General features: G+C 76.1%; 11 protein-coding genes. 3 read left to right on the forward strand and 8 right to left on the reverse strand.

Annotated elements, in window-relative coordinates; all coding sequences use genetic code 11:
• Positions 1-37: 37 nt before the first annotated feature.
• The 8 genes from ACGFQ9_RS05600 to ACGFQ9_RS05635 form a co-directional block, all read right to left on the reverse strand.
• Positions 38-1,351: an alkaline phosphatase family protein gene (locus ACGFQ9_RS05600; RefSeq protein ID WP_393571470.1), complete on the reverse strand. Its 1,314-nt coding sequence runs from the start codon at positions 1,349-1,351 to the stop codon at positions 38-40.
• A gap of 71 nt (positions 1,352-1,422) precedes the next feature.
• Positions 1,423-2,406 (reverse strand): galactokinase, encoded by a 984-nt coding sequence (locus ACGFQ9_RS05605; protein ID WP_393571472.1) that lies wholly within the window; start codon positions 2,404-2,406, stop codon positions 1,423-1,425.
• A 5-nt stretch (positions 2,407-2,411) separates the two neighbouring features.
• Positions 2,412-4,484, reverse strand: a complete 2,073-nt coding sequence (locus ACGFQ9_RS05610) for a class I SAM-dependent methyltransferase (RefSeq protein WP_393571473.1) — start codon at positions 4,482-4,484, stop codon at positions 2,412-2,414.
• Positions 4,481-5,662: a glycosyltransferase gene (locus tag ACGFQ9_RS05615; protein ID WP_393571475.1), complete on the reverse strand. Its 1,182-nt coding sequence runs from the start codon at positions 5,660-5,662 to the stop codon at positions 4,481-4,483. The genes ACGFQ9_RS05610 and ACGFQ9_RS05615 overlap by 4 nt, the downstream gene beginning before the upstream one ends.
• Positions 5,659-6,492 (reverse strand): alpha/beta fold hydrolase, encoded by an 834-nt coding sequence (locus tag ACGFQ9_RS05620; RefSeq protein ID WP_393571476.1) that lies wholly within the window; start codon positions 6,490-6,492, stop codon positions 5,659-5,661. Before ACGFQ9_RS05620 ends, ACGFQ9_RS05615 begins: the two co-directional genes overlap by 4 nt.
• 7 nt (positions 6,493-6,499) lie before the next feature.
• On the reverse strand, positions 6,500-6,877 hold the full coding sequence (locus ACGFQ9_RS05625) for an acyl carrier protein (RefSeq protein ID WP_393571478.1): 378 nt from the start codon (positions 6,875-6,877) through the stop codon (positions 6,500-6,502).
• A gap of 18 nt (positions 6,878-6,895) precedes the next feature.
• Complete coding sequence (locus tag ACGFQ9_RS05630; RefSeq protein ID WP_393571480.1) at positions 6,896-11,848, reverse strand: beta-ketoacyl synthase N-terminal-like domain-containing protein; 4,953 nt, start codon at positions 11,846-11,848, stop codon at positions 6,896-6,898.
• On the reverse strand, positions 11,841-19,910 hold the full coding sequence (locus ACGFQ9_RS05635; RefSeq protein ID WP_393571482.1) for an SDR family NAD(P)-dependent oxidoreductase: 8,070 nt from the start codon (positions 19,908-19,910) through the stop codon (positions 11,841-11,843). Before ACGFQ9_RS05635 ends, ACGFQ9_RS05630 begins: the two co-directional genes overlap by 8 nt.
• A 459-nt stretch (positions 19,911-20,369) precedes the next feature.
• Here ACGFQ9_RS05635 and ACGFQ9_RS05640 point away from each other — a divergent pair, with 459 nt between their 5' ends.
• The 3 genes from ACGFQ9_RS05640 (at position 20,370) to ACGFQ9_RS05650 (ending at position 23,974) form a co-directional block, all read left to right on the forward strand.
• The gene (locus tag ACGFQ9_RS05640) at positions 20,370-21,263 is read left to right on the forward strand and encodes a LysR substrate-binding domain-containing protein (RefSeq protein WP_393571484.1); all 894 of its coding nucleotides are present in this window, start codon (positions 20,370-20,372) and stop codon (positions 21,261-21,263) included.
• A gap of 100 nt (positions 21,264-21,363) precedes the next feature.
• On the forward strand, positions 21,364-22,635 hold the full coding sequence (locus tag ACGFQ9_RS05645; protein WP_393571486.1) for a putative Ig domain-containing protein: 1,272 nt from the start codon (positions 21,364-21,366) through the stop codon (positions 22,633-22,635).
• Positions 22,636-22,699: 64 nt separating this feature from the next.
• Positions 22,700-23,974, forward strand: a complete 1,275-nt coding sequence (locus ACGFQ9_RS05650; protein WP_393571488.1) for a cytochrome P450 — start codon at positions 22,700-22,702, stop codon at positions 23,972-23,974.
• Positions 23,975-24,009 lie beyond the last annotated feature (35 nt).

Here is a 24,009-nt window from a genome sequence, read left to right on the forward strand (position 1 = left end):
GAAGGTGCTGATGGTGCTGAAGGTTCTGAAGGTGCGGCTAGAACCAGTTGACGGTCAGCTGGAAGGCGGCGGACGCCGTGGCTCCGGTGGAGTCGGTGGCGGTCGCGGTGATCTGGATCGGTCCGCTCGCCCAGGGCTTTCCGCTGATGCGGCCGGTGTTCTGGTCGATGGACAGGCCCCAGGGCAGGCCGGTCGCGGTGTACTTCAGGGGTGCCTTGCCGCCGGTCGCGGTGATCTGGACGGTGCAGGACTGGTTGAACTTGCAGGTCTGCGGGCCCGGGTTGGCCACCTTGAGGTCACCCGGCGTCGGGGTTGGAGTGGGGGTGGGGGTCGGTGTGGGCGTGGGTGTCGGTGTCGGCGTGGGTGTCGGCGTCGGGTCGGTGCCCGCCGTGAACACCTCGCTGATGGGCTGGACGTTGGCCGCGTTGCCCGCGTGCGTCGTGCCGAACAGGTCCTCGAAGGTGCGCAGCAGGTGGTGGTGGTTGAAGGCGGTGGCGTAGGTGCCCTTCTTGACGTTCGCGCCGTAGAACACGGTCGCGATCTGGTTGGAGCCGAGGTAGTTGTCCTCGTCCCAGGTCAGCACCAGCAGGCTGTTGTTGTTCTTCGCCCACTGCGCGTACGCGTCGATGTTGTTCTTCGTCCAGGTGTCACCGGTCGACACCGAGCAGGAGTGCATGTCGTTGCACTGGTTCGGCACGATGAACGACAGGTGCGGCAGGGCCGCGAAGTTCCCCTGCGGGAACTGGGTCCACGTCTTGCCGGTGTTCAGCGGCACGTTCTTGAACGCGAACCACGGGTTGTGCTTCTGCGCGTACTGGCCGTTGGTGCACGCGGTCGAACCCTCGCTCGGCAGGTCCTCGTTGTACGTGGCGAAGGTCTTGCCGGCGGCGATCAACTCCTGCCCCAGGTTGGCCGCGGTCATCGACTGCGGGGTGTAGCAGCCGTCGCCCGTGATGCCCTGGGTGGACCCCGAGAACAGGTTGAAGTAGTTCGGCTGGCTGGGATGGGTGAGGGCCTTCATGCCGGTCAGGCTGGCCCCGTTGTTGGCGAGCTGGTTGATGTACGGCGCGTTGCCGCTGCCGATGATCTCGCCGTACTGCTTGTTCTCGTAGACGACGACCACCACGTGGTCGTACGCCGGCAGCGCGGCGGCCGCCGAGGCCGACGAGGCCGCCGCGGTCGTCCGCGTGCCCGAAGCGGTCTCGGCGGCCTGCGAGTTGGCGACGGTGAAGGCGCCGAGCAGGCCGAAGGCGCCGAGCGCGGCGACGACCGCCGCCCGCCGGCGGGGCCGGCCGCGCCGTCCGGCCGGTCGCGGCCCGTGGGGTGCGGGATGTGACGGTGTGTCTGGCATGGTTCGTTCCTCCTGTTTCCGTTCTCCGTGTCGTGCGGTCCGTGCCCGTCTCCCGGTGCGGTTCCGGTGGCTCATTCCTCCCGCCGGGCCGCTCCGGCCACGGGCACGTTCAGGAACCGCGGCACGGGCCGGCTCCGGCCGCGGAACTCCGCCGCGACCCCGGCCCGTGCCGCCGTCACGCGTTCCTCCGGCAGCAGCACCAGGACGCTCCGGCCGGCCCGCCTCCCGGGAGCCCATACCGCCGCCGCCCCCGCCCGCTGCAGGAGTTCCGCGGCCTGCCCGAGGTCCGCGGCCCGGTCCGCCGGAGCACCGCGTACGGCCATCAGCAGCAGCCGCACCCCGGATCCCGGCGGGTCGAAGGGCACGTAGCGCCGGGGCCCGCCCGGCTCCGGCAGCAGGGCCTCGCCGGGCCGGGCGAACAGCACCGCGCGGCGCAGCCCGTCGTCACCGCCGGCCGGGCCGGCGGGCAGCGCCTCCGCCAGCAGCCCGGCCAGTTCCTCGCGGTCCGGTCCGGTGCCGGCCGGCCCGTGTACGTCGGCCACGGCGAGGGCGACCGCGCAGTCCGCCGGCTCGGCTGTGGACAGGCCGGCGGCGGGGGTCAGGGCGCCGTGCACGTGCAGGTCCGTACCGCCGCGCCCGTGGCCGGCCCGGGCCAGGGCCCGCAGCAGCCCGTACGTCCGGGCCGCCCAGTCCGGTACGCCGTCGGGCGGCGGCCCGTCCAGGGCCAGGGGCAGGTCGCAGCTGTGCGCGGGATGGCTGAGCGAGCTGAGCCGGACCAGGCCGTCGGCGCGCGGGGCGGCGGCCGCGGCGACCGGCCACCCGGCCGCGGCCACCCGGTCCGGCCCCGGGGCCGGAGCGAGCCGGAAGGCGTGCGGGGCGCTCCACACGGCCGTGGGCCGGCGGCCGTGCGCGGCCTCCAGCGCGTACGTGGCCAGCCGGAACAGCGGGTCGGCGGTGGCCCGGCGGGCGAGGCCGAGACCGAGGTCGGGTGCGGGGCCGGGGCCGGGGCCTGGCGCGGGGCCGGGCTTGGCGTCGGGCGCGGCGTCGGTGGACACGGGCGTCACCTCTCGTCCTTGCGGGCCAGCACCCGGTACGCGTTCCCGCCGTCGGTGCGCCGGGCCGCCGCCCCGCGCAGCCGGTCCAGGACGGCGGCGACGGCGAAACAGGGCGCTGCCGCCACCCGCACCAGACGGCCGGCCGCGCGTCGGCGGAGGGTCGCCGGTGCGGCCCACGGGGTGCCGGGGTCGGGGGCCAGCCGGGTCACGGTCAGCGCGACCGCGCCGACGAACTCGTTGGCCTGGTGGGCCGGGCCGTGCTCCTCCGCGAGCACCGTGAACCCGCGGTCCGCGAGCGCCTCGCGGAGATTGCCGGCCGGTACGAGGTGCTGGTGCTGAGGCTGGAACCAGGGCAGCCAGACCTGCCGCAGCAGGTCCGCCATCCGCGACTCGGGATCGGGCACCTCGATCATCAGATGACCGCCGGGCACGAGCACCGCGGCCGCCGTGTCCAGCTCGGTCAGCGGATCGCGGGTGTGCTCCAGATAGTGGTACATGCTCACGACCTCGTACTGGCCGGCCAGCTTCTCCGCGAACTCCGGGAACTGGCCCTGGAACCCGGTGCCCACCCAGCCGCGCAGCTCCGCCCCGCGCACCCCGTCGCCCATGTCCAGCCCGTCGAACCGGGTGTCCGGCCACACGGCGCGCGCGGCGTTGCAGAAGTGCCCGTGGCCGGTGCCGACGTCCAGCCAGCCGGCGGGCCCCGCGGCCGGCACGTACGGGCGGATCATCCCGGCGCGCTCGCGGTAGGTCGCGCCCATCCCGCCGAAGACGCTGTCGGCGCTCGCCCCGCCCTGCCCCGCGTAGAAGTCCCGGTAGTAGAACTCCAGTCCCTCCGGGGTCAGCCGCGGGTTCTGGAACACGTGGCCGCAGTCCGCGCACCGCTCCAGGGTGAACCGGCCCGGCTTGCCCTGGAGTTGGTCGGGGACCGCGCGTACGCGGACGGTGAGCTGCCCGGAGCCGCACCACGGGCAGTCGCAGCGGCGGGACTCCAGGAACCGGTCGGTGCCCGCGGCGATGCCGGCCCGGTAGGCGGCCTCCTCGGCCGGGCTCGCGACCGGGCGGTGCCGGTCGGGCGTGGTGGCCGCCCCGTACGCCGTACGGAGGGCCGCGCGCAGGGACAGCAGTGGCCGGGCGGCGGTCGCGACGGGCAGGTCGTGGGGCCGCAGGGGCGCGCCCGGACCGCCGCCGCCCAGTACGGCGTACGGCTGCAGCCAGTACAGCGCGGCCGCCGCCGCACCCCAGCGGCGGTGCCGCCGCCGTACGCAGAGGAGGGCGAGCAGCCCGAGGCCTGCCAGCCGGGCGGTGGTGAGCAGACCGGCGGGGAGGCGCTGGGCCCGCAACTCCGCCGCATGGTCGACCGGTTGGAGACCGCCTCGGCTCAGCCGGGGGGCGACGGCGAGCCCCGTGCCGTCCGGCGCGAACTCCCTGAGGCGGCGGACCAGTGTGTGCAGCCCGGCACGGTCCGGGCGGCCGGGCGGCCCGTCGTCGCCGGGCGCGTCGCTGCCGGGCCGGTCGCCGGTGGGTCCGTCGCCGGTGGGTCCGGCGCGCAGCAGGAGGTCCTCGGCGACGAGGACGGCGTACCCCGCGCCGCGCCCCTCGGCCAGCCGGTCCCGGCGGTACGCCACCGGGTCCACCAGCCGGAGCAGACCGAGCGCGGATTCCGTGTCCAGATCCCCCGGGAGGAGGTCCAGGACCCGCAGCCCTTCGCGCTCGGCGTAGGCGCAGGCGGCCAGGAACGTCTCCGGGCCGGGCTCCACCCCGGCCGCCGTGATCAGCCGCCAGCCGGCGGGCCGCGGCGCCGCCGTGACGGCCGCCCTTCCGGAGCCCGCCGCCCGTCCCAGGCCTGCGGTTCCCCCGGATCCCGCGGGCGCGGCCGGGCCGCCCGGTCCAGGGCCGGGCAGGACGGGGAGGGCGCGCTGCCGCAGCCGGGACCGTAGGGTGCCGGCGGCGAGGGCGGCGATCACCGCGAGCGGCAGCCAGGGGAAGGAAGCGGACGGAGGGCGGGCCGGGCCGCGCCGGCCGAGCAGCGGGTGTCCCCGGCCGGCCCGGCCGCGGGAACGGAACGACGGGGTCATGCCAGCTTCTCCAACCGGTCGGCCGCGGCGGCGGCACCGCCCGCGGCGGCGAAGGACACCTGGACGCGCCGGGCACCCTGACGATGGACCGGGTCGTCCAGGACGGCGGTGACCGCGTCCCGGAGCTCCCCGGCCCCGGTCCGGCCGAACCGGATCCGCAGGCCCGCACCGGCGGCGACGACCTGCTGGGCCACGATCGGCTGGTCGTCCCGGATCGGTGCGACGACCAGGGGGAGGCCGTGCGCGAGCGCCTCGCACACCGTGTTGTGGCCGCCGTGGGTGACCACCGCGTCCAGGTGCGGCAGCAGGGCCGGCTGCGGGACGGTGTTCTGGAGCAGAGTGCCCTCCGGCAGCGGTCCGGGCACCAGGGCGGGCGGTGCGGCCAGCACCAGCTGTACGCCGTCCGCCGCCAGCCCCTCGGCGGCACCGGCCACCGCGGCGTAGAACCTGCCGCCCGCCTCGCGGTTGAGGGTGCCCAGTGACACCAGCACCCGGCGGCGCGCGGGATCCAGGAGCCGCCACGGGAAGCCGGGGGAGGGCGGCCGGGAGCCGAAGGCCGGGCCGACGAAGGCGTAGTGGCCGGGGAACGCCCGCTCCGGGCCGACGAGTTCGGGGGTCGAGAACACCAGGACCAGCCGCTCGGAGAACCGCGGGTCCCAGTCGGATCCCGAGCCGGGTCTGGCCGCGCCGAATTCGGCGAGCAGCGAGGAGATCTGCCCCGACACCCAGTCGGCGACCTTGGGGAAGCCCTCGAATGGCCCGGTCAGCTCCGCCGAGGTGCTCGCCGAGGTCGCCCAGGGCACACCGAGCCGGCGCGCCACGACCGGTCCGGCCAGCGCCTGCTGGTCGGCGACCACCACGTCCGGGCGGAACGTCCGGACGGCCTCCGTCACGCCCGGAGCCATGGCCCGGGCCAGTGGCACCAGCGCCTCCTCCCAGAGGAACCGCAGCGCCGCCACCCCGCGCAGGTCCCGCCACCGCTCGTGCAGGGCGGCGTACCCGCCGCCGGTCGGCTCGCCGGCGGGCAGCACCCGGGCGTGGGCGGGCAGCAGTCCGGCCAGTACCCCGTACGGGCCGGCCCAGGCCACCTCGTGGCCGCGGGCGGCGAGTTCACAGCCCACGGCGACGGTCGGATTGACGTGTCCGGCCAGCGGCGGGACCACGAAGAGCACCTTCACGACACCAGCTCCTCCGTCCGCCGCGGATCGGCAACGGCATCGAGATGGGTGAGGACGGCCTTCCGGAGCGAGCCGCTGGTCTCCTTCAGCACGTCGTGACCGAGGCCGGGCAGGATCTCGACCGTGCAGCGGGGTGTACGGCGGGCCATCTCCAGGGCTCCCGGCACGAGTTCGGAGTGCTCGCCGCAGACGACGAGCACCGGGCAGCGCAGCCGGGCGTAGTCGGCGGCGGTGAAGGTGCGGCCGGCGGCGATGTCGTCGATGAGCGTGGTCCGGTTGAGCAGCTCGTCGGCGATGGCGGTCAGGTTGGCCGCCTTCCGCAGCCGCAGCGAGCGGAGTTCCGCCGGGACGGCGCTGTCCTCCAGGCTGAGTGCGGCGGCCGACAGCGTGTCGACCATGTTCTCCACCCACGGCCCGCTGAGCGGCGGCTCCAGCAGGGTCAGCCCGGCCACCAGGTCGGGCCGGGCCAGGGCGGTGTGCACGGCGAGGGTGCTGCCGTAGCTGTTGCCGACCAGGTGCACGGGACGGGGCCGCGTGCCGAGGGCGCCTTCGTCGAGGGCGGCGAGGAGGGCCAGCAGGTCCCGTACGGCGGTGTCGGCGTCGTAGCCGGTGGCCGGGCGCTCGGTGCGGCCGTGCCCGCGCAGGTCGTACAGCAGCACCTCGTGGCCGGAGCGGGCCACCGGCAGGGCGAGCGGGCAGTAGAAGGAGGACAGGTTGTCCACGACCAGCCCGTGCAGGAACACCACGAGGGGCCGGCCCGGGTCGGCTGCCGGCTGTGCGGGCAGCCGCTGGACGTGGAAGCGGAGGGAGTTGGCGGCGGTCTCGGCCATGGCGGGCTCAGCCGGCCGCGCGGGTCAGGGCCGCAGTCGTCACCCGGCCGATGTGGGCGACGAGTTCGCCGACCGACATGGCCAGGATCGCCTCCATGTCCTTCTCGGCGAGGAATCCCATCAGGTCGACCTCGGAGCCGTAGCGCCGGTGCAGCTGCTCGGCGAGGGCGACGAACTCGATGCTCTCCAGGGCCAGATCGTCGTTGAAGGTGGTGCTCATGCGGACCTCCTCGGCCAGGAGGAACTCGTCGCCGACGATCTCCACGAGCATGCCGGTGATCTCGGCGAGGATCCCGGAATGGATCTCGCTGTCGGTGTCGGTGTCGGTGTGGTTGCCGGTGTCGGTGTGGTTGTCGGTGCGCGGGTCATGGGGGTCAGATGCCATGGCTGGTCTCCGTCGCGGTCAGTGCACGGTCAGGGGGAAGAAATCGGTGGGGGGCGGGACGGGTGCCGCTGCCGGGACGGCCGTCCAGGCGACCACGTGCTCGGCCGGGTCCCCGTGCAGCGCGTGCAGGACCGCCGTCCGGACCGGGTGCCGGCCGCCGCCGGGGGAGAGGACCAGCAGCGCGTCCGGGTCCGGGCCCGCCACGACGGCCCACTCCCGCGGCCGGCCGCCGAGCCCGGAGCCCTCCGCCTTGGCGGCGGCCTCCTTGGCGCACCACAGCGCGGTCAGCGCGGCCGCCGGACCGAGACCGCCCCGCGCGGCCAGTTCCTCGGCCAGCCGCAGTTCGCCCGGGCCGAGCGCGACCCGCACCAGGGCGGCCGGGTCGGCGGCCGGGGTCTCGACGTCGATCCCGACGGGCCGGTCGCGGTGTGCCAGGGCCACGGCCACCCGGTCCTTGTGCGCGATGGACAGCCGGAACCCCTGGGCGCGCGCCCCCTGCGGGACGGGCCGGCCGTCCGGGGCGTTCACCACGGGCACCTCGGCGGGGAACACCGGCCCGGCGCCGCCGTCCCACAGCAGCTGCCGCAGCGCGTCCTTCGCCGCGATCCGGCCCAGCAGCCAGGCGGGGCGGGCGCGCGGCGACAGCCGCTCGTACGCGGTGCGTTCGGCGGCGCCCAGGTAGCGGCGCATCACCAGCTCCTGCGAGGCGGGGTCGGTCCACCGGCGGCGGGCCGCGCACCAGCCGCCGGGCCGGGGCTCGCCGATCCCCCAGACCTCCGGGGTGAACTTCATCGGCCAGACCCGCTCGTCGGCGGCGAACCGCCGGTACGTCCACCCCTCGATCCGCGCCAGGACCGCACCGGGAACGCCGTCCTCGCCGATGCCGGTGAGCTCGACGTCGCCGCGTACGGTGAGGTCGCGGACCTCACGGACCCGGGCGGTGGCCCGGACCGGACGGCCGGGGGCCGGGGGCGGACCGTACAGCCGGATCCGGTCGACGGTGGCGGGGAACACCAGCCGGTCCACGGGCAGCCGCAGCTGCATCCAGTGGCCGAACAGCTGACCGGCGGCATCGAGCAGCGCTCCGGGTGCGGGGAGCGCGCGGAGCACCCCGCGGATGCCGTCGGAGGCGACCGCGTCGACGCGGTGCACGCCGGCGAAGCCGGGGCCGTGGAACATCCAACGGTCCCGGTACAGCGCCTCGGCGCTGACGGGCGCGGGCTCCTCGTCCCGCAGCGGGGCCCGGTCCGGGGCGGGACGCCGCTCCGCGGCACGGTCCCCGAACACCACGACGACGTGCGCGAACCCGCCGAACTCCACCCGCACGCGCCGGTGGCCGGGGAGGGCCGGCCCGGGCTCCGCGGGCCGGACGAGGAGGTCGACCTCGGCGGCGGGCTCGACGGCCAGCCAGCGCAGCGCACGCACGTCGTCGTAGCCGACGACGCTGCCGCCGGGGTACGCGCTCCGGGCGGCGTCGGCGGCGAGCTCCAGCATGGTGGTCATGGGCACCACCGGAAACCGGTCGGAGTCCTCCGCCCACCCGTCCGGCTGCGCGTACACGCAGTGATCGCGCACGTAGGGCAACTCCCGCAAGGACAACCGCACCCGCTTCCGGACCCCGCCCTCCGCGGTGCCCGGTCCGGCCGGGCGCGGATCCACGGGGCCCCGCGCCCCCGTTCCGGCCCCTGAAGGGCTGGTCGGCTGCCGGCGTGCGGGGCGTTGCGGGTCGGTGCCCTGTGCACCTAGCCGTCCCGGCGCCCCGGCGTTCGTGGGGTGCGGCACCACGCCCGGCCCCACCCGGTCGCCCTCACCGGGCATGAGGTCCAGCCCGGACAGCATGGCGGGCGCCGGAAAGGCGTGCCCGGCCCCGGCCGGAGTCCCGGCCGCTGCGCCACGCGGAGCGTGCCGTGCCGCGTGCGCGGCGGCCGGTGTCCCCGGGCCGGCACCCGTCTGACCTTCTCGGCCCGGTCGGCCGCCGTCTTGTTCGGCGGTGCCGGCAGTGTCGGCCAAGGCAATCGGGGGTGCGGACGCCGCAGGGTGGGGGAGACCCGCGGCCGCCCCCAGCCGGACCAGCGGCGAGCCCAGGTCCAGCACGACCCGGAGCGGCGGTGCGCCCACCCGCCCGGACGGGGTGGCCGAGAGCGCGGTGGCAGCGGAGCCGGCCGGTGCCGGACCTGTCGGGGCGTCCGGGCGGCCGGAACGGCCGGGGGCCGCGGCAGCGGGCGGCGCTGCCGCGGGGCCCAGCCGGGCCCAGGACGGGGCCAGGCCCTCGGTCCAGAGCGCGGCCACGGCACGGCGCAGGCCCGGCAGACCCGCCCCCACCCCCACCGCCATGTGCCCGCGGCCGCGCAGGGTGTCCTCCACGAAGCCCGGCAGCCCCCCGGGCCCCGCGACCACGAAGCCCCGCACGCCCGCGTCCTCGTACAGCCGCAGGGTGAGCCCCCGGAAGTCCACCGGTTCCAGCAGGTGCCGGACCACCAGCTCCCGTACGCCGTCCGCCGAGGACGGGTAGGGCGCGCACGTGGTCGCCGACCACACCGGCACCGACGGCGGCAGCCGCAGCGGCAGCCGCTCGAAGGCCCGCCGCACCTGCCCCAGGTACGGCTCCCACATCGGCGTGTGGAACCCCGACCGGAACGGCAGTTCCTGCCCCAGCACCCCCTCCGTCCGGAGGCGTCGCAGCACCTCCGCCACCGGCTCCGGCTCTCCGCACACCACTGACTGGTGCGGGCAGTTGTCATGGCTGAGCACCACCCGGTCGCCCAGCCCGTGCAGCGCCGCCTCCGCCCGCTTCGCCCCGCACCCGAGGGCCGCGTACACCAGGTCGGGGACCTCCAGCGAGTCCGGCCGCAGCGAGCCGAGGAAGGTGTCGACGGCCTCCCGCGGGTACATGCCGGCGACGACCATCGCCGCCCACTCGCCCAGGCTGTGCCCCGCCAGGACGTCGGGCCGGATGCCGAGCCCGCCGAGGGCGGCCGCAGTGAAGCGGCCGACCGCGATGGCGTCCAGTGCCCGTTCCATCAGCGCGCCGCCGCCCGTGAGCGGGGGCCGCGGCAGCCCGAACCGCTCCGCCACGTCGTCGACCACCGGCGCGAACTCCGGTTCCAGACCGGGGAAGAGGAACGCGACCCTCCCCCTCGCTCCGCTGGGGTCACCCGCATCCCGCCCCGGGCCGAGGAGGGGGTCCGCCGTGAACCAGACATCGCCCCGGCCGCGCCACGGCCGTCCCCGTGCCACCACCTTCGCGGCCAGCGCCAGCCGCTGCGGGGTCGGCCCCGCGATCGCCAGCCGGCACGGTCCGTCCCCCGGGCCACCCGCCGCGGGCGCCTGCACGGGTGCGGAGCCGGCCGCCGCCAGCAAGTCGGCCAGCTCCTCCACCGTGTCCGCCGCCAGCAGCAGTACGTCGTCCGGCGCGCCCGGCACCGGCACCGAAATCGGCACCGACACCGGATCCGCCCCGCCGGCCGGCGGCAGGAACCGCCGAACCGGCGGGGGAGGGGCGACCGCGACCGCGCGCGGCGCCTCCTCCAGCACCGCATGGGCGTTGATCCCGCCGAAGCCGAACGCGTTCACCCCGGCCCGTCTGGGCGCCGCGCCCCGCTCCCAGGGCTCGGACTCCCGCAACAGCCGCATCCGGGTGCGGGACAGCAGCTCGTGCGGCTCGTCCACGTGCAGGGTGGGCGGCAGCACACCCCCGTGCACCGCCAGCGCCGCCTTGATCAGCCCGGCCATGCCGGACGCCTGCATGGCGTGCCCGAGCATGGACTTCACCGAGCCGAGTCCGACGCCTCCCCTTCCCGGAGCCTCCGGCCCGCCGAACACCCTGGCCAGGGTTTGCAGTTCGGCCGCGTCACCGACCGGCGTACCGGTCCCGTGCGCCTCCAGCAGCCCCAGCGCCTCCGTGGCCCGCGGATCCAGTCCCGCCTCCCGCCAGGCCCGCTCCAGTGCCCGCACCTGCCCGTCCACGAGCGGGCTCATCAGGCTCGCGGCCCGCCCGTCACCGGACACCCCGGTCCCGCGGATCACCGCGTAGATCCGGTCACCGTCCCGTTCCGCGTCCGCCAGCCGCTTCAGCAGGACCACCCCGGTGCCCTCGGACAGCAGCGTGCCGTCCGCCCGCCGGTCGAACGGCCGGATCCGCTCGCTCGGGCTCAGCGCCCGCAACTGCGTGAACACGCTCCACAGCGTGGCGATGTGGCAGTGGTGCACCGCACCCGCGACCACCGCGTCGCACCGGCCCGCGGCCAGCAGTCCCACCGCCTGGTCCACGGCGAGCAGCGAGGAGGCGCAGGCCGCGTCCAGGGTGTAGGCGGGGCCGCGGAAGTCCAGCCGGTTCGCGGTCCGGGCGGCCGTGAAGCTCGGCACCAGGCCGATCGACGCGTCCGGCCGCTCCGGGCCCAGCGCCCGCTGGAACGCCGCCCGGACCTCCGTGATCCGCCGCTCGCCCAGCTCCGGCGCGACCTCCCGCAATGTCTGCGCCAACTGGTGTGCCGTACGCACCCGTTGGTCCAGGCGTGCGGTGGCCGTCCCCATGAAGCCGCCGCGCCCGAGCACCACCCCGATCCGGGAACGGTCGGCCGGCAGCCGGTCCTCGCCGCCCGCGTCCGCCACCGCCTCGGCCGTCGCGTGCAGTGCGAGCAGCTGGTCGGGCTCGGCGCCGTCGACGACGGCCGGCATGATCCCGAAGCGGGTCGGCTCGAAGACGGCCAGTCCGTCCACGAAGCCGCCGCGCCGGCAGTAGAAGCGGTCGCTGCGTGCCTCCGCGCCGCCCCCCGGGCCTTCCGGGCCCGCGCCCTCGGGGTGGTAGTACACGGCGGGATCCCAGCGTCCCGGCGGCACCTCTCCGATCGCGTCCGTGCCCGCGAACAGGTTGCGGCGGTAGGCGGCCAGGTCCGCGGCGCCCGGGAAGACCGCGCCCATGCCGACGATGGCGGCGTCCGAGGGCCGCGGACCGCGGCGCGGCTCAGTCACGGCCGCCCCCCTCGCCCCCGGGCGCGGCGGCCGGGGCCATCAGCACCACCTGGACGTCGGCCTCTCCCGCCGGCCGGGCGAGCTCGTCGAGGAAGGCGGCCACCCCCGCCTCCGGATCGATCAGCGGTATCCCGCGACGGGCGTACGCGCGCTCCAGCTCGGGCGTGACCATGCCGCCCGCCCCGGCCGCCCACGGCCCCCAGTCGACGGCCAGCACGCGTCCGGGGAAGGACCCGCTCCAGGCGGCTGCCAGGGTGTCCAGGGCGTCGTTGGCGGCGGCGTAGTCGGTCTGGCCGCGGTTGCCGTAGACCCCGGCGACGCTGCCGAACAGGGCGAGGAAGGCGGGGGCGGGGCCGGTGCCGTGCTCGGCGGCCGCGGCCGCGAGGTGGCGGGCCCCGGCCACCTTGGTGGTGAACACCTCGGCGAACGCGGCCGGTTCCTTGTCGCGGAGCAGCCCGTCGCGCAGGATCCCCGCCCCGTGCACGATCCCGTCGAGCCGTCCGTGCCGTGCGCGTACGTCGGCCACCACCGCCCGTACGGCGCTCTCGTCGGTGACGTCCGCGCAGTGGTAGCGCACCGAGGCGGCGCTTCCGGCGAGGGCGGCCAGGGTGGCCCGTACCTCACGTTCGGCCAGGATCCGCGAGGCGGCCGCCTCGATCTCGGCGGGGGTGCGCAGTCCGTCGGCGATCAGGGCGGCGCGCAGCGCGACCCGGTCGCCGGCCTGCGGGTACGGATCCGCGCCGTTGTCCGGTTCGGGCCCCGAGGAGGGGAGGGGCGTACGCCCGACCAGTTCGACGTGGCAGCCGGTGGCCCGGGCGAGGGCGAGGGCGGTCCGGGCGGTGATGCCGCGGGCGCCGCCGGTCAGCAGCACCACGGAACCGGCGGAGAGCGGCATCCCGGCGGCGGGCGGCCGCGCGGCCGGTGCCGGTACCGCGCGCAGCGTCAGCCGGCGCCCGTCGGCCGGGTACCCGACGGACACGGGAGCTTCCGGTCCCTCCGGTCCGTCCGCTCCGTCCGTCCGGCCCGGCGTGCACAGTTCGGCGACCAGGTGCGCGGCGATCCGCTCCGTCTGGTCCTTGGGGTCGACGTCCACCGCCCGGACGACCACGCCGGGGTATTCGAGGGCGACGCTGCGGGCGAACCCGTGGAGCCCGGCTCCGGGCAGCGGATCGGCCCCGGTGCCGTGGCCGAAGCGTCCGCCGCCCCCCGTGACGAGCAGCAGTCGCCGGACGCCGCCGGTCAGGGCCCGCCGGAGGACGGGGAAGGCGGCGGGCAGCACGGGCCGGCCCCCGTCACGCAGACCGGACAGCTCGACCAGGACGTCCGCCCCGTCGAGCCCCATGGCGGGTTCGGCAGGTTCGGCGGATTCCGCGTCCTCGGGCAGGGGGCGTACGTCGGCCCCCTGCGCCCGCAGCAGCCCGGTGAGCGCGGAGGCCACCCCGTGCCCGTCACCGCGGACGGCGACCACCTGCCCCCGGAGCCCGGCGCCCCCGTTGCCCCCGGCCCCGTCGAGCGAGGCGATTTCCACCGGCTCGACGCGCAGCCGGGTCAGGCCGGGCGGCAGGGTGTCCGCTCCGGTGCCGGGAGTGCGGCGGGTGATCCAGTCCACGATGCCGCGCAGGGTCTTGATCCGGGCCAGCTCCTCGACGGCGGTCTCGCCGGAGGCGTCCTCTCCGGAGGTGTCCCCGCCCCGGGGCAGCCCGATCCGGTCGGCGAGGGCGCCGATGATCTCGACGCGCTTGATGGAGTCGATGGAGAGGTCGGCCTCCAGGTCGAGTTCCGGGTCCAGCATGTCGAGCGGGTATCCGGTGCGGGTGTGGACGATGTCCAGGACGACCTCCATGACCTCCTCGGGGACCGTGCCCCTCCCGGCGCCGCTGTCTCCGGCATCGCCGTGGCCGGCCGCCATGTCCCCGCCGACGGCCTCGGTGCGCAGCGCCTCGGCGGGCCAGGGTTCCGTGGGCCACGGCTCCGCCCCGGGAAGGGGAAGGCCCGTCACCGCGGCCCGGCCCGGGTCCCCGTTCGTGAACGCCCCGTCGAACGGCGCCCTGCCCCCTCCGGATCCCCCTGCGGGGACCCCCGCCGTGCCGTCCGCCGGCGGGTACGAAGGCCGTGGTCCGTACTCGCCCCCAACGGCAGCCGGAGCCTCCGCCGAAGCCCCGGCTGTGCCGGGGGCCTCCGGTGCCCGGCCGTACGGGGCGTGTCCGTCGAGTGCGAGCCGGGGTTCACCGGCGGCCAGGGCGGCGTACCCGTTGGCCAGTGCGGTTCCCCGGGTTCCGTCGGGGCCCGTCCGTCCGGTGGCGGCGCCGGCTCCCAGGTAGTTCAGCAGCACGTCCCGCTGCGCGGCCACCAGCTCCCTCATGCCGAGCAGGTACTCCTGTACGACCTCGTCCCGCGGGTCTGGATACACCGGTCCTCCTGCCAGTCCGTGTCCGTCAGCGCCTGCCTCGCGCCATGTCCTCGTGCCCGGTTCCGCCGACGGCGCGACCGGCCGCCCGGACCCGTTCCCGCCGTTCCCGCTGGTCGCGCCGTTCGTGCCGTTCCCGCCGTTGCCGACGGGGGAGCGGCCCCCGTCCGGCGGCGCCCCGGGGCCTGACGCCCGGCCGCCTCGCCCCCGGTACGGGGATCGCGGCAGCGCAACCGGGTCACGGCCGGTCCCCCCACCCCAGGCCGCGTCCGGACCCGCTCCGGCCGGAGCAGGGGCTGCCGACGGCGCGGCGGACATCAGGCCCGCCGGCGCGGCCGCCCGGGCGGGAGCCTCCCGGAGGGGCGGTCCCGCGGCCGGTCGCGGCGTCACCTCCGGCGCCGGGCTCGGCGTCCCCCCTGGCACCGGCGCCACGCGCGAGGCCGGCCGGAGGCCGCCCGGGACCGGGGCGCCGTCCGTGGTGCGGACCAGGTGGCCGTCGACCAGCCAGCCCGGACGGCGCGGCGCGCGCTCCGGCAGGGGCACGGCCCGGCCCCGGAACAGCGGCTCCGGGTCCACCGGGACGCCCGCGGCCACCAGTTCCGCGACCGCCGTCACCAGCCTGGCCAGGCCGTGCTCGCCCGGTACGTCCAGCGGGACCACCGTGTGCGGCCGGTCCCCGAGGATCTTCCGGACCAGCCCGCTCAGCACCCGCCCGGGGCCCGCCTCCACGAACGTCCGTACCCCGGCCGCGTACATCGCCTCGACCTGCTCCACGAAGCGCACCGGTTCCGCCACCTGACGGGCCAGCAGCTCCCTGATGGCCCGCGCGCCTTCGGGGTAGGGGCCGGCCGTGGTGTTCGACCAGACCGGGACGGCGGCGTCGGCAACCGCCGTCCCGGCCAGCTCCGCCGCGAGCGCCGTGCTCGCGCCCGCCACCACCCCGCTGTGGAACGCGCAGGCGACCGCCAGGGGTTCGGCGGACAGGCCGGCCGCCCGCAGCTCGGCCACCGCCGCCGCGACCGCCTCCGTGGGACCCGAGATCACGCACTGCCGGGGCGCGTTGTGGTTCGCCACCACACACCCGTGCCGCTCCGCGACCGGACCCGCCCGCTCCGGCGTCGCCGCCACCGCGGCCATCGCCCCCGGGTCCGACCCGGCCGCCGCCAGGATCGCCTCCGCACGCCGCGCGCTCAGCCGCAGCAGGCTCTCCGTGTCGTACGCACCGGCGGCCCACAGCGCGGTCAGCTCGCCGTACGAATGCCCGGCCACGCAGTCCGGGCGTACGCCCAGAGCGCCCAGCAGCAGGTGAGCGGCGGCACCGGCCAGTCCCAGGGCGGGCTGGGCCACCCGGGTGTCGGTCACCGCCGCCCGCTGGGCCGCCCGGTCCTCCGCCGAGAACGCGGCCGGCGGGTACACCGCCGAGGCCACCGCGGCCACCGGCTCGGGTGCCCGGTCCAGCAGCTCCTCCCGGAGCCACGGGAAGGCGACGAACAGCTCGCCCAGCATGCCCGGACGCTGGCTGCCCTGACCGGGGAAGAGGAACGCCACCCGCCCGGGATCCGCCACGGGATCCGCCACGGGATCCGCCCCGGCATCCGCCACGGGATCCGACGTCCCCTGTTCCGCCGCCCCCCGCTCCGCCGGCGCCGGGTACACCCCGTCGCCCGCCTCGAAGGCGCGGGCCCGTTCCAGCCGGACGGCCAGCTCGTCCAGGCCGCCCGCCACCACCGCGACCCGGACGGGCGCTGCCGCGCCGCCCGCCGAGCCCCCCGGGGCCGCGGCCTCGGCCGCCAGGTCGCGCAGCGCCCACGGCCGGCCCGCCGCGTCGTTCTCCTCCAGCCGGGCCGCCAGCCGCGCCATCGCCCGCCCGGCGGCGCGACGGTCCTCGCCCCGGAAGCAGAACACCTCCGCCGGCCATGCCTCCAGCCCGTGCCGGAGCGGATCACCGCCCTCGTACCCGGCCAGCACGGCGTGGTAGTTGGTGCCACCGAAGCCGAACGCGCTGACCCCGGCGTACCGCCGCCCCGCCGGCACCCCCCACGGCCGGGCCGCCGCGTCGAAGCGGAACGGGCTCGTCGCGCGGTCCCATGCGGCGTTCGGGCGTTCCAGGTGCAGCGTCGGCGGCCGCACCCCGGCGTGCACCGCCCGTGCCGCCTTGATCAGCCCGGCCAGTCCCGCCGCGCACTTGGTGTGCCCGAGCTGGGACTTCACCGAACCCAGCGTGCAGGACCCGGCCGCCGCGCCGGATTCCTCGAACAGGGCGGTCAGCACACCGAGTTCGGTGCTGTCGCCGACCACCGTGCCGGTGCCGTGCGCCTCGACCAGACCCACCTGGCGGGGTGCCACCCCGGCCCGCCGGTACGCCTGCTCCAGCGCCCTGCGCTGGCCGTCCGGGCGGGGCGCGGTCAGCCCCAGCGACCGCCCGTCGCTGGACGCGCCCACCGACTTGATCAGCGCGTACACCCGGTCGCCGTCCCGCTCGGCATCCGCCAGGCGCTTGAGGACCAGCACGCCGACGCCCTCGCCGAGCGCGATCCCGTCCGCGCTCGCGTCGAAGGGCCGGCACCGGCCGGTCGGCGACAGGGCCCGTACGGAGGCGAACATCAGGTAGTCGTTGATCCCGTTGTGCACGTCGGCGCCACCGCACAGCACCATGTCGCTGTCCCCGTCCCGGAGCTGACGGCACGCCAGGTCTAGTGCGGCGAGCGAGGAGGCGCAGGCGGCGTCCACGGTGCAGTTCGCGCCGCCCAGGTCGAGCCGGTTGGCGACCCGGCCGGCGATCACGTTGGCGAGGATGCCCGGGAACGAGTCCTCGGTCAGCCTCGGCAGCTGTTCGTCCAGCCCGGGCGGCAGCTCCCCGAGGTACGCGGGGTGCAGCGCGCGCAGCCCGTACGCACCGGCCAGCTCGGTGCCGGCCTCCGCGCCGAACACCACCGAGGTGCGCGACCGGTCGAACTCCCGGCCCTCGGCCGCGCCCGCACCCGTCCCCGGCCCCGTCCCCGCACCCGTCCCCTTCCCCGCACCCGTCCCGTAGCCGTATCCGGCGTCCGCCAGGGCCCGTGCGGAGATCTCCAGGGCCAGCAGCTGCACGGGCTCGATCCCGGCCAGGGAGGCCGGCGGGATCCCGTGCGCGAGCGCGTCGAAGGGGATCGGCGGCAGGAAACCGCCCCACCGGGAGGGGGTCCGCTCGCCGGCCCGCGCGGGGTCCGGGTCGTAGTACACGGCGGGATCCCAGCGTTCCGCCGGCACCTCGGTCACCGCGTCCGTCCCGTCCAGTACGGCCGCCCAGTAGGAGGCGAGGTCGGGCGCGCCGGGGAAGGCGCAGGCCATGCCGACGATCGCGATGTCGCAGGCGCTCCCCTCCGCTCCCGGGGAGGTGTCCCCGTCCGGAGCCGATCGGGGCTCCAGGTCCCGGGCCCGGCGTTCGAGCAGCGCCGTCGCGCCCTCCGTGACCTCCGTGTGCAGGGCGGACACCGTGGTCACGCCGGAGCGAAGGGCCGCCGCCTGCCCGAGCATGAACAGTCCCTCCGCCCGCTGGACCTCCTCAGGCACCGGCACCGGCCGGCCGTCCTCGCCGTGCCGCAGCCCCTTGCTGGCGATCCGCAGCCGCCCGAGGTTCAGCCGCTCCAGTTCCTCCCACACCCGGCGGGGTTCGGTGCCGGTCTCCTCCAGCCGGCGCCGGGTCTCGTCGAAGGTCTCCGCGTACGGGGTGTCCGCGCACCGGGTCGCGTGGCCCGGCGCGGTGTGCAGCAGCACCGTGTCCGTGCACTCCAGTGCCGCCCGCTGGAACCCCGGCAGCACCGCCCCCGCGGCCACCGCCTCCTCGGTGAACAGGTAGGCGGTGCCCATCAGTACGCCGATCCGCGCGCCCGCCGCCGCCAGCGGAGCGGCGGCCGTCGCGGCCATCGCCGCCGACCGCGCGTCGTGGATGCCGCCCGCGAACAGCACGTCCAGCTCCGCCGGGTCCGGGCAGCTGAGCAGCCGCTCGATCTGCTCCTCCCACAGCGGGAAGGAGGCGCGTGGCCCGACGTGCCCGCCGCACTCCAGGCCCTCGAAGACGAACCGCCGTGCCCCGTCGGCCAGATAGTGCTCCAGCAGCCCCGGGGAGGGCACGTGCAGATGGGTCCGCGTGCCGGCCGCCTCCAGCGGCGCGGCCTGCGCGGGAGTGCCGCCCGCGATGATCGCGTACGCCGGCCGGACCTCCGCCACCGCCGCGAGCTGCTCCCGGCGCAGCTCGGGAGGGGCGAACCCGAGCAGGCCCACTCCCCAGGGCCGCCCGGCCAGCCGCCCGGCGGTCTCGGCGAGCAGCTTCCGCACAGCCGGACCCTCCATCACGGCCAGCGCCAGGTAGGGAACGGCGCCTCCGTCGGCCACGGCCTCGGCGAACGCTGCCTGGTCACTGACCCGGGTCATCGGCCCCTGGGCGACCGGGAGCGGGCCCCCGTCGGTCACGGGCCGCAGCGGGTCCGCCCGTACCACCGCCTCCAGATGCCCGGCCGAGGCGGTACGAACGGCCCGCAGCAGCGCACCCGTGGTGCGGTGACGCCGAGCCAGCCGGGCGGCGAAGGCCCCGTCCTGCCCCACGGGCAGCAGCTGCTCCCGCAGGCTCCGCGCCCCGAGCAGCCCCGCCACGGCCCCCTCCGGCGGGGCGAGGCCGGGACGGACGTACACCCGGTGGCCGTCCCGCACCCGGGTCTCGCTGCCGTCCATCGCCCGCAGGGCGGCGGCCACTTCACCGGGCAGGTCCTCCTCACCTTCGGCGGTCAGGGCGAGTTGTACGTCGAGCAGTACGCCCGCGGCTCCGCCGGCCAGGGCCGCGGCCGCCGTGTGCGGCCCGATCCCGCCCTGGGCGAGCACCGGCACGGAGGTCGCCGGATCCGCCAGCAGCCGCTGCAGCAGCACGAAGACCGTGTCACCGCCGACCCGCCCGCCGGCCTCGTGCCCCTTGGCCACGAGCGCGGCCACGCCGGCGGACACCGCGGCACCGGCCTCGGCCACCCCGGTGACCTCCGCCCACACCCGCCGCCCGCCTCCCCGCCCGTCTCCCCGCCTGTCCGTCCGGTCGTCCGTCCGGTCGTCTCCCCGGCCATCGCCGCTTCCCTCGGCGGATCCGCTCCCGGCGCCCGCCCAGGCGCCGATCCAGGCCGGGGCGAACACCCCGGGGTCCGCGAGGAGCACGGTGTCCACGGCGGACGGCAGGTCCTCCGGACCCAGGGGGCAGCCGGGCGGCACGCGCACGCCGAAGCGGCGCGCCGGGAGGCGGCGGGCCACCTCGGACAGGGCACGGCGCGCTGCGGCGGCGTCCCGGCCGAGGTCGAGCAGCCCCAGACAGCCGGCGCGTTCGGCCGCGACCACGATCCGCGGATTCGGCTCCTCGAAGGGGCTCAGCGCGACCACGCGGTCCCGTGCGGCTGGCCGCACGGCCCGAACGGCCCCCACGGGCTGCTCGGATGATGCGGGCCTTGAGGGCAGCGGCGGCGCCGGTGGTGCCGGCGACGCCGAGGGTGCCGGCGGTTCCGGCGGTTCCGGTGGCGCCGGTCGTGCCGGTCGTGCCGGTCGTACCGGTGGTGTCGGCGGTGCCGGAGATGCGGACTGACGGGTCACGGACGCTCCCTGAGGCTGTGTCACATGTGGCATTGCCGGGTCACACGTCATGGGGCGGGCGCCACGCGGGGTCGCGACGGCGCGGCGGAGCCGGTGGCGGGGCGGAGCGGGTGGTGAGGTGTCGGCGGGGTCCGGTCCGGGGCGTACTCCCGGAGGGCCGCGGCGCGCGGCGCCCGGAGTTGAGCGGCGATCAATCCCCGACGCCGCGATGCATCGTGCGGGGACCGCCCTGTACTGTCAACGGTCATGCGGAGGCGGTCCTTTCACCCCGGGACCACGGCCGGCCGCCCCCGCCGGAGGCGGTCCGGACCCCCGCCCCCCGCTCCGACCTGCACGTTGCCCGGCCAGTCGGTGTGACCCGGGGCGCGGGACCGCGTACCGCGGGTAACAGCCGTCATGCCGCCGCGGCATGTCTTCTGACCGACCCGGCATGAACGCCGCTCGAACGGCGTCCAGTTGTTCACCTTGCTGCCCCTTACACCTGCAAGGCCCCGCCGTTACCTTCCGGGGATGACCCCCACACTCGCGCAGCTTCGCTACCTCGTCGCCGTCGCGGACTGCCGCTCCATCACCGGTGCGGCCGCTTCGGTCTTCGTCGCCCAGTCCGCCCTCTCCCGGGCCGTCCAGGCCATGGAGCGCGACCTGGGTGTGGAACTCCTGGCCCGCCGGGGCAGGGGAGTGGACCTCACTCCCGAGGGCGCCCGGGTGGTACGGCTGGCCAGGACGGTGCTGGACGCGGTCGAGGCCATCGACGACATCGGCACCGCGCACGGCAGGAACGCCCGGGCCACCCTCACCCTGGTCACCACCCCCACCCTGGCCCTTGACCTGGCCGCGGACCTGGTGCCCGCCTTCACCGCCCGGCATACCGGAGTGGACGTGCGGCTCACCCAGTACGACGGGCGGGAAGCGCTGGTCCAGACGCTCCTCGACGGCCGGGCCGAGCTGGCGCTGGTGGACCTCCCGGTGGACAAGGAACTGTCCACCCACCACATCCAGGAGCGCGAGGTCGTCCTGGTCTCGCCGATCGGATCCCGGCTGCCCGACCCCCTGCCGTTCCGGTCGCTCGACGGGCTTCCGATGGTGCTGCCGACCCCGGGAACCGGCCGCCGTACCGAGATGGAGGCCATGTTCAGCTGCCTAGGGGTGCGGCCCGTGCCCAGCCTGGAGGTCGACGAGCGGCTGGCCTGGGTGACCGGCGTGACGGACGGCAAGGGCTCGTTGATCTGGTACCGGGACGTGGCGCTGCGGGCCTTCGGGCACCGCGCCGAAATGCGGTCCTTCACGCCCTCGCTGCTGCGCCCGGTGGGCATCGCCCACGCCCGCCGCCCGCTCAGCCGGGCCGCACGGGCCTTCATCGCCGACGCCCGCCACAACGCGCCGATCCGGGAACCGGCGCGATGAACCACCCCCGAGGTACTCATGCCGGTACGGCATTGAACGATGCTCAAACAGTGTCCGGCCGGCTCTGGCCGCCGTACTGACGACTCGTCACATTGGCGGCATGTCTCTACGCCTCAGCTCCCGGCGGCCGGCCCTGTTGGCCGTGACCGCCTTCGCGATGATCCTGTGGCCACTGCCGGCGGCCGCCTGGATGAACGGGGACGCCGGCACCCCCGTCACCACCGCCTCGGCTCCCGCCACTGCCCCGGCACCCGAGAAGAAGTGCACCCTGCCCTCCGGCATGACCGAGATCAGCGGTCTCGCCATGAGCAGGAAGCACCCCGGCGTCTTCTACGCGGTCAACGACAGCGGCAACACCAACCAGGTCTTCGCCGTCGACTGCTCGGCGGCCACCGGGCGCCTCGTGGCCACCCTCACGGTGTCCGGCGCCGCCAACACCGACTGGGAAGGCCTCGCCCTCGGCAAGGACGCCGACGGCCGCGCGTCGCTCCTGGTCGGCGACATCGGCGACAACTTCGGCAGCAGGGCCGAGATCCAGGTGCACAGCTTCCCGGAGCCCGACCGGCTCGCCGACGCCACCGTCACCCCGACCACGTACCGCTTCGCCTACGCCGACGGTCGCCACGACGCGGAGTCCCTGCTCGCCGACCCGGTCACCGGCCGGATCCACGTGGCGAGCAAACTCATCGGCGCGGCGGGCCGGTTGTACCAGGCTCCGCTGCCGCCGCAGGCCGGCCAGGTCAACACGCTCACCGCGGTCGGCGCGGCTCCGGTGTTCGCCACCGACGGCGCGTTCTCACCCTCCGGCGCCTCCTACGCCCTCCGCAGCGGCGGGCCGGTCGGCGCCAACACCGCCTCCGTGTACGGCACGTCCGGCGCCAGGCTCGCGGACGTGGCCCTGCCCGCGCAGCCGCAGGGCGAGATCGTCACCTACTGGGACTGCACCAGCCTGCTGGTGGGCTCCGAGAACGACGCCCAGATCTGGCGGGTCCCGCTCCCACCCGAGGCCACCCCCGGCTGCGACGGCCCCACGCCCACCCCGACACCCACCCCGACACCCACACCGACCCCCACACCGACCCCCACCCCCACCCCGACGCCGACGCCGGGTGACCTCAAGGTGGCCAACCCGGGTCCGCAGACCTGCAAGTTCAACCAGTCCTGCACCGTCCCGATCACCGCGACCGGCGGCAAGGCGCCCCTGAAGTACTCCGCGACCGGCCTGCCCTGGGGCCTGTCCATCGACCAGAACACCGGCCGCATCAGCGGAAAGCCCTGGGCGAGCGGTGCGATCCAGATCGCCGCGACCGCCACCGACTCCACCGGAGCCACGGCGTCCACCGCCTTCCAGCTGACCGTCAACTGGTTCTGAGACATCGGGACAGGGCGTGTGCCGGACTTGAACAACCCCCTTTCCTCCCTGCACTGTTCGTCGGGTGACCGAACAGATTGACGACGCCGCCGCCCTGCCCCACCGGATCGACCCGGCCGGTGGCTGCCCGCACGCCCTCAACGCCCGCCTCCTCGACCGCGGTGACGTGGCCGAAGTGGTCCTCCCCGGTGGAGTGCCGGGCGCCGTGGTCCTCGGGCACGAGGCTCTCCTGGAGTTCCTCGCGCACCCCGACGTGGCCAAGGACGCCCGGCATTTCACCGACCTGCAGGAGGGCCGCATAGCCCCGGACTGGCCGCTGCGCGTCTTCGCCAACGCCCAGGGCATGCACACCGCGGACAATGAGGACCACCGGCGGCTGCGCTCCATCGTCGGCAACGCGTTCAACGCCCGCCAGGTGGAGCGGCTCCGCCCCCGTATCGAGACCCTCACGGCCGAACTCCTCGACGACCTCGCCGCAGCCGCAGCCGCAGCCGCCGCCGCCGCCGACGGCATCGCGGACCTCCGCCGCCACTTCGCCCTGCCGCTCCCCATGAGCGTGATCTGCGAACTGCTCGGCGTGGACCCGGAACACCGGGGCCGGCTCCACGAACTGTCCAACAAGGTCATCATCGCCACCGACACCACCCCGGCCGAGGCCATGGCCGCCGTCCGGGAACTGGTCGAGCTGATGGGCACCATCGCCGCGACCCGCGCCGAGGCTCCCGGCGAGGACCTCACCAGCGCGCTGATCGCCGCCCGGGCTGCCGACGGCGACCGGCTCAGCGAGGCCGAGCTGATCGGCACGATGCGGCTGATGCTGGTGGCCGGCCACGAGACCACCCTCAACCTGATCACCAACGCGGTCCGTGCCCTCTGCACCCACCGAGACCAGCTCGCCCTGGTCCTCTCCGGCAAGGCGAGCTGGAACGACGTGGTCGACGAGACGCTCCGCTGGGACGGCCCGGTCAGCTGGTTCCCGTTCCGGTACCCCACCCGCGACCTGCCCCTGGCCGGTACGGTCATCCCCAAGGGCACCCCGGTCCTCGCCGGCTACACCGCCGCCGGCCGGGACCCGCAGGCGTACGGCCCTGGTGCGGACCGCTTCGACCTCACCCGCCCCACCACCGCCCGGAACCTCTCCTTCGGCCACGGCGCCCACTACTGCGTGGGCGCCCCGCTCGCCCGCCTGGAGGCCACCATCGCCCTGGAGGCCCTCTTCACCCGCTTCCCGGACCTCGACCTCGCCACCCCGGAAACCGCCCTCCGTCACCAGCCCAGCTTCATCGGCAACAGCGTGGAAACCCTCCCGGTCCGCCTGATCCCGGCGGACGCCCGCTAGTCCCGGACCGGACCGGACCGGACCGGACCGGACCG

This window comes from Streptomyces sp. NPDC048603, assembly GCF_043199475.1.
Lineage (GTDB): Bacteria > Actinomycetota > Actinomycetes > Streptomycetales > Streptomycetaceae > Streptomyces.

Coding starts and splice junctions, on each gene's coding strand:
- ACGFQ9_RS05600 (WP_393571470.1), bottom strand. CDS start 1,351: ATGCCAGACACACCGTCACATCCCGCACCCCACGGGCCGCGACCGGCC.
- ACGFQ9_RS05610 (WP_393571473.1), bottom strand. CDS start 4,484: ATGACCCCGTCGTTCCGTTCCCGCGGCCGGGCCGGCCGGGGACACCCG.
- ACGFQ9_RS05620 (WP_393571476.1), bottom strand. CDS start 6,492: ATGGCCGAGACCGCCGCCAACTCCCTCCGCTTCCACGTCCAGCGGCTG.
- ACGFQ9_RS05625 (WP_393571478.1), bottom strand. CDS start 6,877: ATGGCATCTGACCCCCATGACCCGCGCACCGACAACCACACCGACACC.
- ACGFQ9_RS05635 (WP_393571482.1), bottom strand. CDS start 19,910: ATGACGTGTGACCCGGCAATGCCACATGTGACACAGCCTCAGGGAGCG.
- ACGFQ9_RS05640 (WP_393571484.1), top strand. CDS start 20,370: ATGACCCCCACACTCGCGCAGCTTCGCTACCTCGTCGCCGTCGCGGAC.
- ACGFQ9_RS05645 (WP_393571486.1), top strand. CDS start 21,364: ATGTCTCTACGCCTCAGCTCCCGGCGGCCGGCCCTGTTGGCCGTGACC.